Raw genomic sequence first — 18,535 nt, 5'->3', positions numbered from 1 at the left:
CCTGGGTGGCGATACCGGTCATGCGCTTGCGGGTGTAGAAGGTGGGGCTGACGTTGCCCGTGCACTTCTGGTCGGCCTTGCATTCGGCGTCGAAGGGCACGTCGGGCCAGTTGTCACGCGTCGCGTCGGTCAGGGAACCGCAGTCCGTCTCGCACCGCTCGGCATAGCCGAAGACGACCTTGTTCGAGGCGGCGGGGGTGGCGGAGAAGAGGGCTCCGGCGCGCTGGCCGTAGCGGATCTCGTTCAGGTAGCCGCCACGGATGTAGGCGGTGCCGTTGGTGTCATCGCCGAGCATGTCGTAGTGGTTGGCCTCGGCGGTGTACCAGTACGACATGGCGTTGCCGTGGGTGTCCTCGACGTAGTCGAGGTTCCACCGCCATGCCTGCTTCTCCTTGTACCGGTCGGCGAAGGTGCTGCCGTCGGCGTAGCCGGGCTCGCCGGCGTCGTCGCCGAAGACCGGAACGGTCCACACCGAGTTGGTGCGGTCGTTGGCTCCGGCGCCGTCGAGCTTGTTCAGGCCGAAGACGTACTTGGTGCCCTCGCCAGTGGTGACGGTCCAGTATTCGCCGTTGTCGTCGCCGTTGTCCGCTCCCGTGGCCACGGTGACGGTGGAGGCGTCGTCGTTCTTCAGCCGCCACTTGCCGCTGGTGTCGTCCTTGACGAGCTCGGTGGCCTTGCCATTCAGGACGAGAGAGGCGTTGTCGTACTTCCAGCACAGGTCGAACTTGTCGGTCTGGCCGTCGTCGTCACAGACGCCGTACTTGCGCTCGACGTAGGAGGAGGTGATGTCGAAGCCTTCGCCGATCACCGTGCCCTGGTTGTTCGTGGACGCGGTCCGGCCGTCGACGGCACCCGAATCGTAGGAGATGGACACCTGCGGCGTGGGTCCGGCCGCGGCGGGCGGAACCCGCAGCGGGTAGGACCAGGTGAAGGTGCCCGAGGAACCGCCCGCTTCCCACGTGGAGGAAGAGGCCAGGGAGGTGGCCTTGTAGTCGCCGCCGCCGGACTTCGTGCCGGCCGCGAGCGCCAGGACCATGGTCTGGCTGCCTGCGGCAACCGCAACGGACTTCGCCGCGGTGCCGGTCGTAGCGGTGAACGTCAGCCGGGTGTCGAGGCTTTGCCTCTTGCGGTGGTTGGTGAACTCGAGCGGGGTGCGGGTACGGCACTGCGTCGCCGAGGGGTTGGTGAGTGCGCATGTGGGCAGGCGCAGCACTTGCAGTCGGCCGGCCCAGTCGCCGCCGTAGGCGGAGGCGAAGGCTGAGTAGTCGATGCCGAGTTCGGCCGCGCCGCCGGAGGTGGGCCCGGTCGCGGTCAGCACTACGCCCTTGACGCCCAGCTCAGCGGCCTGCTTCTGGTTCAGAACGCTGACGCTGACGGAGGAGGCTATCGGGAGCTGCTTCTTGCCGTCACCCTTGCGGAGTTCAGGACGCGCGAGGGTCACGGGGAGGGCCCCGGGGGCCGCCTTCGCGGATCCGGTGGTCGGCAGGGTGAGCTCGGCCTGTCCAGCCGTAGGCCAAGTTACGTTTCTCGCCTGGTCTTTCTTTGCGCGGGCTATCTCTGTTCTGTCGGCGGCCGCAGCCTTCTTCATGGTCGCGTCGATCTTCTTGTCCACCTTGGGCGTGAACGGCGAGACCTTGGCGGGCGTGAACTTCGGCAGGTCGGGGGCGCCCAGTCGTTTCGGATCGGCGGCGAAGGCCACCGGGGTGAGAAATCCGGGGACCATGGTGAAACCGACGAGCGCGGCAACCAGCCGTGGCCATCGTCTTCTGAAACCCCGTATGTGTGCGCTTGACCGAGCCCTACCGAAGTTCGTCATCCCCTACCCCTGTTGAGTGCGGCCCCGGTGGGCTGCGGCTTGTGCACGGTCCTACGGGCCAAGTCGATGCGTGTGCCTGCGCTGGTCGAGGCGGACCGGGCAGCCCTGGGCCCGGTCCCGCCGTGTTTCCTGAGCCGCTAGACGATGGGATCCGGAATCTGATTCACGATCTGTGCCCACGACATAGCTCCGGTCCAGACGCGGAGCTTCTGCAGTGCTCCGGGCAGGAAGTGCCCGGTGGTCCCTCCTGTGATGCCACGGCCGACAGCCAGTTCACCGCTGCCTTGCTGCACCGCAGTGAAGGTGTCTTGGGCATCGCCGTCCGTCACGGGTGAGGTGCCGATGTAGAGGCGCAGCTTGCCGTAGGCATCGTTCAGCTGCGGATCCATCTCCTGGGCATCGAACACACCGGTCACTTCGACCGGCTGGCCAGCGAGGTCAGTCTCTTCGAGGAGCCGCGCAACCTGCGCGCTCTGCACCACCCGACCCGCGCCATCCACGGCAGTTCTGGTGAACATCCATTGGTAGCCCCCGTCGGGAAGCTTGATCACCCACAGGGCCCACGAGGATTCCCCGCCGATGCGCTGTCCGGCGATCTGCGCCTTGTAGCCGACCGGCTTCGTATCAAGGTTCGACTTGTCCAGGCTGACCCGGGCTGAGACGGTGAAAGAACCCGTCTCATCGACCACCGGACCGGGGGTCGACGCGTAAGCGGAGCTGCCGTTCAGCACGATGCCCTGATCGCCCTGAAGATTCGCGCCGTCGGCCAGGTTCAAGGCCGCTTTCTCGTATTCGGAAGTGTCCTTGACCACGCCGTCGGTGGCACCAGCCGCATCCCACAAAGCTATGAGGGCGGTGGCTTCCTCGCTGTTCTCCTTCAACTTGGCCTCGTCCGAGATCAGCGGGCGTGACTGGGCACGTTGCCATACCGCCAGTTCGTCGACTTTGCCCATGAAGTACTCGCCGGCCTTCGATGCCCCCACCCGCATGTTCTGCGTCGATGTCCACGGCGCGTACGCGGCGCTCACGCTCGACAGAACCACGCCGGCCGCGGGCCCTTGAGGGCGGCCGTTGATGAACAACTGGATCGTGTCGTTCGTCTTGTCCTGGTCACTCTTGGTGTCGAAAACGCCGACAAGGTGCGTCCATACTCCGGTGGGCGGATTCGAGGTATCCGCGACAGCGCTGACGTAGGCCGGGGTCGAGGAGTCGGCGACCGCTTTGTTGAACGCCCACTTCTTGGCAGTGGCCGAGTAGAAGAGGTTGAACGCGGCCGAGGAGTAGGTGCCGGGAGCCGAGGCAACCACTCTGGTCTTGGTGGCGTCGGTCAGCATCACCCATGCCGAAATGGTGAACGACTTGGCGGTGTCGACAGGCGCGCCGCCCTCAGTGGAGGCGTAACCGATCTGCCGGGCTGGGTCCGTGACGTGGTCGTTGAGCCGCAGCGAGTGATCGCCTTTCCCGCGGCGCCCCTGGCCCTGCCAGATTGCGGCCCCTTCTCCCGGCGGTTGCAGCAACATCTTGTGGCGGCTGGTTCCTTCAGTCGCGCTGTCGGTGCCGTCGTCGAAGTGCCAGCGTCCGACAGGCCCGCTCGGCTGCTCCACCTTGAACGTGAAGGTCGACACCGGCCCGTACCGGTTACGGACGTCCTTGGCCGCAACGCTGAGCACGGTGGTACCGGCCACGGGCGGTATCACGTCATTGACGGTGACGACATCCCCGTTGGCGTCAGAAGAGCCCACCTCCTTGGCCCCTGCCTGGGTCGACAGGCTCCAGCGGTAGCCGGTGATGTCCGGGTCGGTGGTGTCACTGGCGTCTTCGGGGTTGGGCTTGAAGGTGAAGGAACCGGCCACGCCGGGCTCGCCGCAGCCCGTATCCACGCAGGATGCGGTGTAAGGGGTGCCCGGCTCGATCACGGGAGGCTTGGGGGCGTCGAGGTCGATCTTGACGTAGCACCAGTGGGAGTAGCCGGAGGAGATCGCCGTGGTGACGCCCTCGTACGTCCAGAACGACTGTGTGAGCACCTTGAAGCGATACACCGTGCCGTCGGCGCCCCCGGCCAGCAGCACCTTCTCCAGGTCGCCGTTGATGTCGTAGCCGGCGCTTGGTGCGTTGACCTGCCAGTGCTGGACGAAGCCTGAGGATGTCTTCTTCTCCACGTAGAAGTGGGATCGCAGGGAGCCCTTCTCGGCATCCGACCCAGGCGGGTACAGAGTTCGGACCCTGCCCTGCAGCGTGGGGTCGACACGGGTGGCGACATCAGGGTTGTTGCCGTCGACCGAGCAGTGCGCCTCGGTGCCGTCTCCCGGTATCGCACCGACGTTGATCGGGTATCCGGGCTTGGGGGCGTAGACCACCTGAAGGTCGGCGTTCTCCTTGAAACGCTTCCAGGCGTCCGGGTCGTTCTCGTCCTTGGCCCGCAGCATCAGCGTCAGTCGGGAGAAGTTGCCGTCGGCGAACGAGCGGACCGTTTTGGTCAGGTTCTCGTCCGTCTCATCGGGATTGTCGTTGAACTCCACCCAGGAGTCCGCCTGGGAGGGCGAGCAGAGATCGCCCCGTCCTGCGGAAACCTGCCGGTCACCCATCAGGTCCAGTTGCGACGGCCCGGGCCAATGGGTGGCGCTGGAGATGTTGTTCGTGCGCCACAGCTCCAGCCACTGCGGGGAGCAGGAGAACGACCACGTCTCATAGGCACGGAAGGTGGCGTCGATGACGTACTTGCCCGTCAGCTTGGTCGGCGAGAACTCGAAGTACATGCGGTTGGTGTAGTCCGTACCGCAGTACCAGGGGCCCAAGTGGCTGCAGTTGCCGACACCGTAGTCACCGCTGAAGTTCCAGAAGGTGTCCCCGTCCGAGGACAGCACCGTGCGCTCGGAGACCGTCAGCCCCATGGAGGGGTCGATGTAAACGGGGTAGACGGTGTCCGCGCCCCGCAGCACCTTCGCGTCGGGCTTCACGGCTATCTCGCCGTCCGTGACCTGTACGGGCAGGACGGCGGTGGCGTCGCCCTTGTCCGGCGCCTGCGACTCCGGCATGTCTCCTTCGGCAGGCTCACCGGAAGCGCTCGCGGCAGAGGTGGTGAGCAACTGCGTCTGGACGCCGGCGTCGGCGGCCGAGTCCCACATCAGGCCGGCCGGACCGTTGAAGACGGTGTTGCCGTTCCCGTCGAACGCGCGCAGTCCTCCGCCGCCGCTCGGGGCGAGCGTCAGACCGGCGCTGGTGGTGGTGAGGTTCACCTCGTTCAGCTGCGGGTTCGCCGCCGCCTCTGCCGTCTTGACGACCAGCACCTGACGGTAGCCCTCGGATGTCGCCGTGAGCTGGAGGTCCACACCCTTGAAGACCTCCGGGTAGGTGGCCGTCGGACCCTGCAGCGTGGGCTTCGGCAGCTGACCGGGCCATCCCAGCGTCACCGAGCCCTGCGGCTCGGCTATACGGATCATGCCGGTGCCGCTGCCGCCCGCGGAGAACGACAGGTCCACCACGGAAGCCCTCGGCCCGACGGTCCCGTCCGCCCGGCGCTCCAGCGTCAGATCCACAGCGCGCCAGGAGCCGTCCTTGGCCTTGACCCGCTGAGGCGTCGTCGACTGCGTCAGCGTGAACGTTCCGTCAGGGTTCGCCTCGGTCCTGGAGTACTCGGTGCGCTCCGAAACCACCTCGACCGGCGCACCTGTCTCGGCCGCCAACGCCGAAGCGTCCTGAGCCGAAGCCGTGGAAGCCGCCGGCGGCCGCGCAGAGGCCTGGCCCGCCAAGGGGGGAAGTAGCGAGGCCACGATCGCCACGGCCGCGCACACGACCGTTCTCCGACGCCTGCGACGCCACACTCCACGCATCACGACAGCCCCGCCCCCCGCTCACAAGATCTTCAAATTCGGCTCACATTCAAACTTCGCCCTTACCTTCCGTCAACGAATTAGCACTGTGCGCAACAGCGTCCAATTGCCTCACAGCCACCCAAACAACCTCGCCCTCGAGGCATCGCGAACCAGCCAAATTGAATCTACGTTCGAATGACGTGCTGGACGTGGGGCGAGCGCCAGCCACCGGGCGCGGCATCACCGAGTCGCCTGTCAAGAGATCAACACCCCACCGGCACAACGGAAAACAGCCCCGGGCGCACAACACCCTGCCCCCGGCGACCGCCCGCCCGTCACCCCCTCGAACCGCCCCGCACCCACCCACTTTCAGCCACCAGCGACACAGCCGCGGCCGCACCACGGCGGGGCCGGAGGGAGCGGGCGTGAACCATTCCCTCCGGCCCCGTATCGGCGCGCCCCTCAGCCCCCCAACAACCCCGCAACCTGCCCCACCAACGGCATGCTCCCGATCGACTGCGCCTGGGCCACCGGCCCCGTCAGGGCCTGGGACGTCAGGGGCTGGAAGTCGGCCAGTTGGGTGCCTACGCCGTTGTCCAGGGGGTCTACGCCCGTGCCGGCCAGGGGGTTCGGCTTGAGGCCGGAGATCGCTCCCGTGGCGTACGGCAACGCCGCCACCGCGCCCTGGAGGCCCGCCTGCGGATCGATGTGGCCGAGGGACGTCGGGCTGCTCTGTACCGCGCTCACGCCGGGCAGCGCGTCGTCGGCGGCCGCGGCGCCCGCGCCCGCGGCCAGGGCCACACCCGCCGTCGCGAGGGCGGCCAGGGCGCGTCGGCCGTTGGAGGTGTGGGGGGAAGCGTGTCGGGCCATCGGCGGTGCCACCTTCTGCTGCGCTGGGTAATCAGGTCGACGCAGAGGGTAGTTGAGATGTGACGCGCGCTTCAAAGCCGACCCGCGGGGTCGTTGAACAGCAGGTGAATGCCTCACACTGGTGTCCCGTGAGTTCCCCTTCGTCCATACCTGCGCGCGTCGTGCTGCTGTGCGGCCCCTCCGGCTCCGGCAAGTCCCTTCTCGCGGCCCGCTCCGGCCTCCCGGTGCTGCGCCTCGACGACTTCTACAAGGAAGGCGACGACCCCACGCTGCCGCTGGTGGCGGGGAGCTCCGACATCGACTGGGACCACCCCGAGTCATGGGACGCGGACGTCGCCGTCGCGGCGATCACCGAGCTGTGCCGCACGGGTCGTACGAACGTCCCCGTCTACGACATCTCCCTCAGCGCCCGCACCGGCGCGGACGCCATCGACATCGGGCGCACCCCGCTGTTCATCGCGGAGGGCATCTTCGCCGCGGAGATCGTGGAGCGCTGCCGTGAGCTGGGTGTGCTGGCCGACGCGCTGTGCCTGAACCGGGGCGCGGTGAAGACGTTCCGCCGCCGTTTCCTGCGCGATCTGCGCGAGGGCCGCAAGTCGGTGCCCTTCCTGCTGCGGCGCGGCTGGCGACTGATGCGCGCCGAGCGGTCGATCGTGGCCCGTCAGACGGCGCTGGGCGCCTACGCCTGTGACCGCGACGAGGCGATGGGCCGCCTCGCGGCAGCGGCCGCCGGCCGGTGCACGGCCGCTTCCCGCCCGGCCGCGCAGACCACGTAAGCAGACCACGTAAGCAGACCACGTAATAAGAAGCAGAGGCACAAAGAAAAGCGGGACTGGACGGACCCCCCGGCCCTCCAGTCCCGCTCTCCTCGGTGCTCCCCCGTACCACCGCGGTACCGCTCCCTCGACGTCCCCCGTCAGGTCCCGGTACCGCTGTCCCCGTAACCCCCGTTACGGCTCCCCCGTGCCCCCCATGACCCTCAGGCGACAAGCTCCCCGAAGGCGTCCTCCTCGTCACGGCCGAAGCTGAGGACCTCGTCCTCGCGCAGCCGGCGGAGCGACCGCCAGATGCTGGACTTCACCGTGCCGACACTGATGTCGAGGATCTCCGCGATCTCCGGGTCGGTGCGGCCCTCGTAGTAGCGCAGGACCAGCATCGTCCGCTGGAGTTCGGGCAGCCGGGCCAGCGCCTGCCACAGGACCGCGCGCAGTTCGGTGCCGCGCATCGCGTCCGTGTCGCCGGGCGTCTCCGGCAGTTCCTCGGTCGGGTACTCGTTCAGCTTGCGGCGGCGCCACGCGCTGATGTGCAGGTTCGTCATGGTGCGGCGGAGGTAGCCCCCGACCGCGGCCTTGTCGCTGATGCGGTCCCACGCCCGGTACGTCGAGAAGAGGGCGCTCTGCAGCAGGTCCTCGGCCTCGAAGCGGTCACCGGTGAGGTGGTAGGCGGTGGCGTACAGGGAGGCGCGGCGCTCCTGGACGTAGGCGGTGAACTCCGCCTCCGTCAGCGAGCGGCGCTCCCCCGAGTCCTCCCTGTACGCGGCTCCCCCGTGAGCCGATTCCCCCGTACCGGCGTCCACCACCGTCATGTAAGAGGTGGTGTGCTGCCGCCCGGTGCCGCGAGCGCACCCCCGCCCGCTCACGACACCGGACTTCTCGGAACCCCGGTGCACGTCGTGCAGACGCGTGACAACTGCGCTGTTGCTCATGCTGTGCAGCGTGTTCATCTCGCGCCCCCCGTCGTGGACTTCCAGGTGTTCGGCCTGTGTGCGGCCTGCTTCGGCGTGTTTCCCCGCCTGTGCCGAAAAGCTTGCCGGGGGACCTTCATGGCCGTGTCCGCCGACTGTCACAGAGCTGTCACAGGGGTCGGTCGCCGCCGGGACACAGCGGCCGCACGGCGACGGCGAGTAGTGCCGGAAAGCTCCCGGACGCGGCCTTCGCGGGTCTATCGTCGTGGTCTCAACGGCCTGGGCCGGCAGCGGACTTCGCACAGAGTGACGAACGGCGCCGGGCAAAGGCCCGGGGAACGGGGGAGGTCGCGATGGAGCGGCTGCGGCATGTCGTGGTCGTGGTCCCGGGCATCGGGGGCAGCGTGCTGCGCGCCCCGGACGGGACCGCGCGCTGGGACCAGCACCGACGCCGGCTGGGGCGGGCGGCGCGGCGGCCCGAGTCGCTGTCCCTCGACACGGAGCTGGTCCCGGTCGGCCTGTTACCGGACATCCGGCTCGCCGGCCCCTTCGTGCTTCCCGGCTACGACGGTCTCGTACGGCAGATCCAGGACTCCTTCGCCGACGTGCGCACCGACGTCGCCGTCCCCGGCAAGGAGCCCGACCCGTACGCCGACCTGGTGCTCTTCCCGTACGACTTCCGGCAGGGCGTCGTACGGGCGGCGCGGCGGCTGGCGGCGGACATCGACGCGCGGCTGCGCGCCCTCAGTGCCGAGGGGCGGCGCCGGCGGGTGATCGTCGTGGCGCACTCCATGGGCGGTCTGGTCGCCCGCTACTGGCTGGGCCCGCTCGGCGGCGCCCCCGACTGCGCCCTGCTGCTCACCCTGGGCACCCCGCACCGCGGCGCGCCCAAGGCGCTCGATCTGCTGGTCAACGGGGTGCGGGCGGGCTCGCTGCGGTTCGACGACCTGACGCGGCTGCTGCGCGGCTGGCCGGGGGTGTACGACCTGCTGCCGCGGTTTCCGGCGGTGCGGCGGGCGGACGACGGGCGGACGCTGTACCCGTACGAACTCGACGGCCTACTCCCCGGGCCGGCGCAGGCGAAGGCGTCGTACCAGGCGCATCTCGACATCGAGACGGCGTGGAGCGAGGCGCCGGATCCGCGCGCGCTGCCCGACGTGATCCCGGCCTACGCGCGCGGTCACGCCACGCCCGACCAGGCGGTGCTGAACGCCGACGGCACGCTGACGGTGACGAAGGACGCCGCGCCCTGGCTGCCCAACTCCGCCTGGCTGGGCGACGGTTCGGTGCCGGCGTACTCGGCGGTGCCGCTGGAGCAGGACGAGCGGCGGGCGACCTGGCGGGGGCAGCCGGAGCGGCATCTCCCGCTGGCCTCCTGCTCGGCGGTGGTGGACGTCCTGACCAGCTACTCGGGCGGGTCGATGGCCGCGATCCGGGGCGGCGAGCAGCCGGAGCGGCCGTGGCTCGGCCTGGACCTCGACGAGTCGGTGCCGGCGGGCGCGCCGGTGCCGGTGGGTGTCACCCTGCTGGGCGCGCCGCCCGAGGAGAGCACGCGGGTGCATGTGCGCGCGGTCGCGACGGCCGGGCGTCCGCCGTACGACACCCGGTGGGTGCCCGCCGTCCCCGTGGGCACGGACGGCACCGGCTGGGTGGCGGAGTTCACGGGGCCGCTGCCGCCCGGCCTGTACACCGTGGAGGCGCAGGCGTCCGGGGTGCGGGGTGGGGAGGTGGTCCGTGTGACGGACAGCCTGGGTGTGGTCGGTCCCGGGACGGAGGGCGGGTCATGGTGAAGTCGTCGGTGTCCTGGCCGCGTTGGTCGCCCACGCACCAGTCGAGGTCGCTCATCCAGTACGTGCGGCGGGACGCCGCGACCGCCTACCTGGGCACGGGGATGCCGGGCCCGTCCGACGACCCGGTCGCGGTGCGGGCCCGCGCGCTGTACGAGGCGTTCGCGGCGCGCGGCGTCCAGTACGTCGACGAGCCGACCAGCAGCGGGCAGGGCCTGCAGGCGATCCGCCCGCCGCACGAGGTGCTGGGCGGCCCCCGGCACGGCACCTGCCTGGACCTGGCGGTCACCTTCGCGGGCGCGTGCCTGTACGCCGGTCTGCATCCGCTGATCATCGTGCTGCCGGGGGCCACTCCGGGCGCGCCCGCGCACGCGGTGGTGGCGGTGTGGCGGTACGGGGGCTGGTCGGGGCGGGCCGACGCGGCCTACCGGCGCGGCGAGAACGCGGACTGGGACACTCTCCCGCCGAACTTCGTGGCGGATCTGGCCGACGACGCGGACGCGCCCGGCGCGTATCTCGCCATCGACGTCACGGGGGTCTCCTCGCGCGCGGGGGCGGGCGATCCACGGCGGCGCGAGCGGCAGAGCTGGGCGGAGGCGGTGGCGTACGGCACGGAGCTGCTGCGCGCCTCGGACCCGGCGGGCTGGAGCGTCACGATCGACGTGGGTCTCGGGTACAGCCTCAACGAGCCCTACCCGTTGCCGTACGGCCCGAGCCCGGACACGGACCTGCTGACGCCGCCGTACCTGCCGCTGGACGGCGAGAAGGGGCCGTTGCAGCAGCTGTGGGCCCGGCATGACGTGATCACGTTCCTGCGCCGGGACGAACTGGACTATCTCCAGGACTTCTTCCAGTCCCCGGAGGCGGACGAGGGCCCGCGCACCCGGATCGCGCTGCTGCACGGACAGGGCGGGGCGGGCAAGACGCGGCTGGCGGCGGAGCTGGCGAGCCGGCTGGCCGGCGAGGGCTGGTACGCGGGTTTCCTGGTCCGCTCCCCCAAGGACGCGGACCTGGAGTGGCTGGCCGGCGTGGTGTCACCGCTGCTCGTGGTCGTCGACTACGCGGAGGACGCGAAGTCCGACGACGTGATCCGGCTGCTGCGGGAGCTGCGCGGACGGGAGGCGCCGACGTGTCTGCTGCTGACGGCGCGGACGGTGAGCGACTGGTGGGACGAGAAGATCGCGCAGGCGCTGCGGGAGGAAGGCCATCCGTACGACCTCAGGGACGCCGCGCTGCTGCCCCGCCACCCCCGGCAGAACGACGTCTACCGTTCGGCGCTGCGCAGCTTCGGCGTGCCACGGGAGCGGGCGCAGGAGAGCACCCCGCCGCCCGACCCGTACGCCCGGCGCTGGACGACCCTGGACCTGGTGATGCTGGGCTGGCTGGCGGCGCGGCAGAACGCGGGCGAACCGCCCACCTCCGAGGAGGAGTTGTACGAGAAGGTGCTCGGCCATGAGCTGAGCTACTGGAAGCGTGCCTACGCGGCGGAGATCGGCAAGCCGTCGGAGAAGCTGCTGCGGGCGGCCGGGGCGTGCATCAGCCTGCTGACACCGCGCGAGGAGCGGCTGGCGGAGACGCTGAAGGCGGTCGACGTCCTAGCGGGGGCCCCCAAGTGGCGCAGCGAGGTCGCGGAACTCTTCGCGGACCTGCTGCCGGTGACCCCGGAGGACGGGACGCTCGCGGTGCGGCCGGACCCGGTGGGGGCGCATCTGGCGGGGCGGGAGTTCGGGGCGGACCGGGAGTTGCTGGGGCGGTGCCTGGAGCAGGCGGACGACGCCGAGCTGCTGAACGCCTGTGTCGCGTTGTCGCGGATGGGTACGCCGGAGGACCGGGCGCCGGCGGAGAGCCTGGCGAAGGCCGCGCTCACCGGCGTCCAGCGGCTGTGGATGCCGGCCCTGCTGGTGGCCGGCGCGCAGGGCGGGCCGTTCGTGGCGGCGCTGGAGGAGGTCGCCTCGGCGGAGGAGACATGGCTGCCTCTGGCGGAGCTGGCGGCGACCCTGCCGTCGGCGAACACGCACCTGCGGCGGTTCGCGTTGATCGCCACCCAGCGGTCGGGGCCGCAGGCGGCCGACGACGGCTCCGAGATGGGGCTGGCGACCCGCGCCACCTGGCTGAACAACCTCTCCGTGCGGCAGAGCGAGGCCGGGGAGTGGCGGGCGGCACTCGCCTCGTCCAGCGAGGCCGTCGCCCTCCACCGGCGCCTGGTCGAGACCGACCAGGCCTTCCTGCCCGACCTGGCCACCAGCCTCAACAACCTGGCCGTCCAGCAGGGCGAGGCGGGCGACCGCGAGGGGGCGCTGGCCACCATCACCGAGGCCGTCGCCCACTACCGCACCCTGTCCGCCGCCGACCCCGACGCCTTCCGCTCCCCCCTCGCCGGGGCCCTCAACAACCTCGCCAACCGGCAGAGCGAGGTCGGGGACTGGCAGGGGGCGCTGACCTCCATCACCGACGCCGTCGGCCACTACCGCACCCTGACGGTCACCGACCCCGACACCTATCTCCCCGACCTCGCCATGACCCTCAACAACCTGTCCATCCAGCAGAGCGACAACGGCCACCACGAGGAAGCGCTCGCCGCCGTCACCGAGGCCGTCGCGATCCGCCGCGCCCTCGTCGCCGACGCCCCCGCCGCCCATCTCCCCACCCTCGCCGGCTCCCTCAACAATCTGGCCGTCCAGCAGAGCAGGGCCGGGGATCGTGAGGGCGGTCTCGCCTCCGGCGCGGAGGCCGTCGGCCACTACCGCACGCTGGCCGCCGCCAACCCGGACATCTTCCTGCCCGACCTGGCCATGTCCCTCAACAACCTCGCCAACCAGCTGGGCGACAACGGCCACCGCGAGGAAGCGCTCACCACCATCACCGAGGCCGTCGCCATCCGCCGCGAACTGGCCGACGACAACCCCGGTGTCCACCTCCACGAACTGGCCGGGTCCCTCAACAACCTCGCCAACCTCCAGAGCGCCAACGGACAGGCGGAAGCGGCGCTCGACACCATCTCCCAGGCCGTCGACCACTACCGCACCCTGGCCGCCGCCAACCCGGGCATCTTTCTGCACGACCTCGCCATGACCCTCAACAACCTGTCCATCCAGCAGAGCGACAACGGCCTGCGGGGAGCGGCCCTCGCCACCGCCGAGGAGGCCGTCGGCCACTACCGCACCCTGGCCGCCGGCAACCCCACCGCCTACCTCTCCGACCTCGCCGGAGCCCTCAACACGCTGTCCAACCGGTACAGCCACAACGGCGACCACGAAGCGGCCCTCGCCACCGCCGCCGAAGGCATCGCCATCCGCCGCGCCCTGGCCGCCGCCAACCCCGGCGCGTTCCGCCCCGACCTCGCCCTGGCCCTCAACAACCTCTCCATCCAGCAGAGCGAGAACGGCCACCGCGGGGAGGCACTCGCCTCCGCCACCGAGGCCGTCGGCCACTTCCGCGCCCTGGCCGCCGCCAACCCCGGCGCGTTCCGCCCCCCTCTCGCCAGCGCCCTCAACACACTCTCCAACCAGCAGAACGGCAACGGCCTCCACCAGGAAGCGCTGGCCACGGTCATCGAGGCCGCCGACCTCTATCGCACCCTGGCCGCCGCCAATCCCGGCGCCCACCTCGCCGACCTCGCCCTGTCCCTGAACAACCTCGCCAACAACCAGGCCGACAACGGGCTCCACGACGCGGCCCTCGCCACCGCCGAAGAGGCCGTCGCCCACTACCGCACCCTGGCCGCCGCCAACTCCGGCGCGTACCGCCACGACCTCGCCGGAGCCCTCAACAACCTCGCCAACCGGCAGGGCGACAGCGAACTCCACGAGGAGGCCCTGCGCACCATCACCGAAGCCGTCGCCATCCGCCGCGACCTGGCCGCCGCCAACCCCGGCGCCTTCCTGCCCAGCCTCGCGATGTGCCTCAACAACCTCGCCTTCCACGAGGGCCGGGGCGAACACCCCGAGGCCGCGCTCGCCGCCATCACCGAAGCCGTCGCCATCCGCCGCGCCCTGGCCGCCGCCAACCCCGGCGCCCACCTCCCCGACCTCGCCGGATCCCTCCACAACCTCGCCACCTGGGAGGGCGAGAACGGGCACCGTGCCGAGGCGCTCGCGGCCGCCACGGAAGCCGTCCGGCACTACCGCACCCTGGCCGGCACCGACCCCGCCGTGTTCCTCCCGAAGCTCGCCCTGGCCCTGAACAACCTCTCCAACCAGCACTCCCGCGACGGGCATCGCGAGGAGGCGATCACCGCCGGCTCGGAAGCCGTCGAGCACTACCGCACCCTGGCCCTGGCCAACCCCGTCGCCCACCTCCCCCAGCTGGCCGGCACCCTCACCAACCTCGCCACCCGCCAGCGGGAGGTCTCGGGCACCGACGCGGCCCTGGGCCTCATGGAGCGGTGCATGGCCGGGTTCCCGGCGGGACCGCAGGCGCAGCTGCTCACGGCGCGGGCCTTCTGGCGGCTCGACACGGGCGATCCGGAGGGAGCGGCCGACGACCTGTTGCGGGCCGCCCGGCGGAGCGAGGAGGAGAGCGGCCCCGAGTGGGCGGGCGTGGCCCGACGATTCGTGCGCTGGCTGGCCGACGTCCTCAAGGAGGAGGCAGCGGCCCGCGAGGCGTACGACCGGGTCCTGCCCGAGCTGCCATCATGGGCCGCGACACCGGTGAACGCCGGCATCGAGACCTTCCTCACGGCGTGGGACGACGCGAACGGCTGGGAGGAGTACGAGACGCTGTTCCGGGAGGCTCTCCCCCTCTTGGAGGGCGACGACGGGCCGGCCTCGCTGGAGGTGCTGCGGGCACTGCGCCCCGATTCCGGACGGCTCGATCTGCTCGTCGAGCTGCTCGCCATGAGCCGGGAGTACGGGCTGGAGCGGACGCTGTCGGGAGTCCGGGCCGGCAACGAGCGCACGGATCTCGTGCGGCGGTGGCTGGCCACCCCCTCCTGGAGCGAGGACCTGGCGTTCCTCCAGGAGCACCGGGTGCGGCTGTCCGGCGACCCCGAGGTGCGGGGGCTCCTGGCCGCCGACCCGGAGGACCTGGAAGCGCTGCGGCACCTGGGGATCCTGGAACTGCTCGACCGGCTCCCAGCGCACCAGGTCTACGACGCCGTCCTGGACCTGGCGACCGCGATCGACACCGCCACCGATCTCCTGGACCGCGGCGACTTCGGGGCGTTGCAGCCCCTCTTCCTCGCCGTGCCCGAGCTGTACGGCGAACCCTTCTACGCGCCGTACCTGCTGGCCGTCCACGTCGCGCTGTTCCTCGACGTCGCGGACCCCGAATCCGCTCTCCCGGCCCCCGCCGACCTGCTGAGACAGGCCGCCCCGCACGGCACCGAGGTCCAGCGGGTGGCCGGCGTCAACCGCCTCCGACGGCTCGCCAGGCGCCGCCCCGAGGACGCCGCCGTACTCACCGAGCTGGCCGACGCCCTGGCCGCCGCCCCGGCCGGATCGCCGGAGGCGGAGGCGGAGGCGGAGGCGGAGAGCGCTGTTCCCGAATGACCACGAAACCGCCCGCACTCCCCTTCTCCACCCCACAGGTCGATCCGGAGCACCCCCATGGGCCAGAATGAGCCCGTGCCTTCCCTGTTGCTGATCGAGGACGACGACGCCATCCGTACGGCCCTGGAGCTCTCACTGACGCGCCAGGGGCACCGCGTGGCGACCGCTGCGAGCGGTGAGGACGGTCTGAAGCTGTTGCGCGAGCAGCGGCCTGATCTGATCGTTCTGGACGTGATGCTGCCCGGCATCGACGGCTTCGAGGTGTGCCGCCGCATCCGGCGCACCGACCAGCTGCCGATCATTCTGCTGACCGCGCGCAGCGACGACATCGACGTGGTGGTCGGGCTGGAGTCGGGCGCGGACGACTACGTCGTCAAGCCCGTCCAGGGGCGGGTGCTCGACGCCCGTATCCGCGCTGTGCTGCGCCGCGGCGAGCGCGAGTCCAACGACTCGGCCACCTTCGGCAGCCTGGTCATCGACCGGGCCGCGATGACCGTCACCAAGAACGGGCAGGACCTGCAGCTCACGCCGACCGAGCTGCGACTGCTCCTTGAGCTGAGCCGGCGGCCGGGGCAGGCGCTGTCCCGGCAGCAGCTGCTGCGGCTGGTGTGGGAGCACGACTACCTCGGTGACTCCCGGCTGGTGGACGCGTGCGTCCAGCGGCTGCGGGCCAAGGTCGAGGACGTGCCCTCGTCGCCGACCCTCATCCGTACCGTGCGTGGCGTCGGCTACCGCCTGGACGCGCCTCAGTGACCGAAGCGCAAGGGGGGGTCCGCGGCGAGTCCGCGGCTCGCAAGGGACACCTGTCACATCTGTCACGGCTGCGCTTCACCAGCCTGCGCCTGCGGCTCGTCGTGGTCTTCGGGCTCGTCGCGCTGACCGCCGCCGTCTCCGCGTCCGGCATCGCGTACTGGCTCAACCGCGAGGCCGTGCTCACCCGTACCCAGAGCGCGGTGCTGCGGGACTTCCAGCAGGAGATGCAGAACCGGGCCGGTGCGCTGCCCGAGCATCCCTCGCAGGACGAACTGCAGCACACCGCCGGGCAGATGGCCAACAGCAGCCAGCGTTTCAGCGTGCTGCTCGTCGCCACCGACGACGGCGGCAGGACGGTGTACGGCAACTCCGGCGGTCTGAGCGGGTTCTCCCTGGACGACGTGCCCAAGTCGCTGCGTACGGCGGTGAACAAGCAGCAGGAGGTCACCGACGGCAACAAGTCGCCGTACCACCTGTACTGGCAGCGGGTCGTCGAGGACGGCACCCCGTATCTCGTCGCCGGGACGCGGGTGATCGGGGGCGGGCCGACCGGCTATCTGCGCAAGTCGCTGGAGCCGGAGGCCAAGGACCTCAACTCCCTCGCCTGGTCGCTGGGGATCGCGACGGGGCTCGCGCTGATCGGCGCCGCGCTGCTCGCGCAGGCCGCCGCCACGACCGTGCTCAAGCCCGTGCACCGGCTGGGTGTCGCGGCGCGGCGGCTCGGCGAGGGCAAGCTGGACACCCGGCTGCGGGTGTCCGGGACCGATGAACTCGCCGATCTGTCACGGACGTTCAACGACGCGGCCGAGGCGCTGGAGAAGCGGGTCGACGACATGGCCGCGCGGGACGAGGCGTCCCGGCGGTTCGTCGCCGACATGAGCCACGAGCTGCGGACGCCCCTCACCGCGATCACCGCCGTCACGGAGATCCTGGAGGAGGAACTGGAGGCGGAGACGGGGTCGATGGACCCGATGATCGAGCCCGCCGTCCGGCTGGTCGTCAGCGAGACGCGCCGCCTCAACGACCTCGTCGAGAACCTCATGGAGGTCACCCGCTTCGACGCGGGCACCGCCCGGCTGGTCCTCGACGACGTCGACATCGCCGACCAGATCACCGCGTGCATCGACGCCCGCGCCTGGCTGGACGCGGTGGACCTGGACGCCGAGCGCGGCATGCACGCCCGGATCGACCCGCGCCGCCTCGACGTCGTCCTCGCCAACCTCATCGGCAACGCCCTCAAGCACGGCGGGTCCCCGGTGCGGGTGTCGGTGCGGCAGACCGACGACGACATCGTCATCGCCGTGCGCGACCACGGGCCGGGCATCCCCGAGGACGTGCTGCCGCATGTCTTCGACCGCTTCTACAAGGCCAGCGCCTCGCGCCCGCGTTCCGAGGGCAGCGGGCTCGGCCTGTCGATCGCCCTGGAGAACGCCCACATCCACGGCGGCGACATCACGGCGGCCAACTCGCCCGAGGGCGGCGCGGTGTTCACCCTGCGCCTGCCCCGGGACGCCTCCCCGCTGACGGAACAGCCCGAGCGGCCGCAGCAGCCCGAGAACGACAAGGGGAACCCCTCATGACCGCACGGTCACACCACCCGAACGACCGGGGGGACCATCGGGGGCGGCGTGCCCTTGTGCGGGGGCTGTTCGCCCTGGTCGCTCTGCCGGTTGTGCTCGCCGGGTGCGGGATCCGGGCGACCGAGGTTCCGACCGACTTCGGGCCGGCGCCGTCCCGGGTGCGGTGCTCGCTGTCCGAGCCGGATGTGGCGACGCAGGCCGGGCGCGGGGTGCCCGTGCAGGTGTTCCTGCTGTGCGGGTCGTCGCTGGTGGCCGTGGACCGGGTGGTGTCGGTACCCGAGGGCGCCTCGGACGCGGCCCGGCGCGGGCTGGTCGCGCAGGGGCTGCTGGACCAGCTCGCGCGGGTCCCCACGGCGGCCGAGAAGGAGGCCGGCTACACGACGGACGTACGCGACGGCATGACCGTCGGCGGCCCCCGCCAGGGCGACCCGGACGACGCGCTCCGGCTGAGCGCCGCCCCGCAGAGCCTGACCTCCTCCGCGCTCGCCCAGATCGTCTGCACGTTCTCCGACTCGGCGGCCGCCGACGGCGACGGCTCGGTGGTCCTCGGCGGCCCCGACGACAAGCCGCTGCGCCGCTACGAGTGCACGGACGAGGTCCGCTCCCGCCCGGGCACCAAGCAACCGCCGTCGAAGGAAGTGGCGGGGGCCTAGGACCCTTCTCTCGACCCCGGCGACATCCGAAAGCGGGGGCCCGGAACCCGATTGCGGCGGCGCCGGAACCGATCCTCCCGGCGGTGGCGTC

Annotated in this window: 9 protein-coding genes; 6 read left to right on the top strand and 3 right to left on the bottom strand. The window is 70.9% G+C overall.

What is annotated here, in order from left to right; genetic code table 11:
* Positions 1-1,953: 1,953 nt before the first annotated feature.
* Both ACZ5NW_RS24445 and ACZ5NW_RS24440 read right to left on the bottom strand, forming a co-directional pair.
* Entirely contained in the window at positions 1,954-5,499 is a 3,546-nt protein-coding gene (locus ACZ5NW_RS24445; protein ID WP_468746004.1) for a LamG-like jellyroll fold domain-containing protein, read from the bottom strand.
* Between the two features lie 591 nt (positions 5,500-6,090).
* The gene (locus tag ACZ5NW_RS24440) at positions 6,091-6,498 is read right to left on the bottom strand and encodes a hypothetical protein (RefSeq protein WP_468746003.1); all 408 of its coding nucleotides are present in this window, start codon (positions 6,496-6,498) and stop codon (positions 6,091-6,093) included.
* A gap of 59 nt (positions 6,499-6,557) precedes the next feature.
* Between ACZ5NW_RS24440 and ACZ5NW_RS24435 the strand changes: the two genes are divergently transcribed.
* Positions 6,558-7,274: a uridine kinase family protein gene (locus ACZ5NW_RS24435; protein WP_468746002.1), complete on the top strand. Its 717-nt coding sequence runs from the start codon at positions 6,558-6,560 to the stop codon at positions 7,272-7,274.
* Between the two features lie 203 nt (positions 7,275-7,477).
* On the opposite strand, the gene ACZ5NW_RS24430 is transcribed toward ACZ5NW_RS24435, so the two are convergent.
* A complete protein-coding gene (locus tag ACZ5NW_RS24430; RefSeq protein ID WP_468746001.1) occupies positions 7,478-8,221 on the bottom strand; it encodes a SigE family RNA polymerase sigma factor in 744 nt (247 codons plus the stop codon).
* 314 nt (positions 8,222-8,535) lie between these two features.
* Here ACZ5NW_RS24430 and ACZ5NW_RS24425 point away from each other — a divergent pair, with 314 nt between their 5' ends.
* The 5 genes from ACZ5NW_RS24425 (at position 8,536) to ACZ5NW_RS24405 (ending at position 18,444) form a co-directional block, all read left to right on the top strand.
* Positions 8,536-9,972, top strand: coding sequence for an esterase/lipase family protein (locus ACZ5NW_RS24425; protein ID WP_468746000.1), 1,437 nt, complete (start codon positions 8,536-8,538; stop codon positions 9,970-9,972).
* On the top strand, positions 9,966-15,458 hold the full coding sequence (locus ACZ5NW_RS24420) for a tetratricopeptide repeat protein (RefSeq protein ID WP_468745999.1): 5,493 nt from the start codon (positions 9,966-9,968) through the stop codon (positions 15,456-15,458). The genes ACZ5NW_RS24425 and ACZ5NW_RS24420 overlap by 7 nt, the downstream gene beginning before the upstream one ends.
* Before the next feature lie 75 nt (positions 15,459-15,533).
* Positions 15,534-16,211, top strand: coding sequence for a two-component system response regulator AfsQ1 (gene afsQ1, locus ACZ5NW_RS24415; protein WP_468745998.1), 678 nt, complete (start codon positions 15,534-15,536; stop codon positions 16,209-16,211).
* The gene (locus ACZ5NW_RS24410) at positions 16,208-17,791 is read left to right on the top strand and encodes an ATP-binding protein (protein ID WP_468745997.1); all 1,584 of its coding nucleotides are present in this window, start codon (positions 16,208-16,210) and stop codon (positions 17,789-17,791) included. The genes afsQ1 and ACZ5NW_RS24410 overlap by 4 nt, the downstream gene beginning before the upstream one ends.
* Positions 17,788-18,444 carry a hypothetical protein gene (locus ACZ5NW_RS24405; RefSeq protein WP_468745996.1) on the top strand — a complete coding sequence of 219 codons (657 nt, stop codon included), beginning with the start codon at positions 17,788-17,790 and terminating at the stop codon, positions 18,442-18,444. Before ACZ5NW_RS24410 ends, ACZ5NW_RS24405 begins: the two co-directional genes overlap by 4 nt.
* The last annotated feature ends 91 nt before the right edge of the window (positions 18,445-18,535 follow it).

It is taken from the genome of Streptomyces sp. NPDC032126, assembly GCF_055580085.1.
This window is presented reverse-complemented; position numbering and strand designations above follow the sequence as displayed.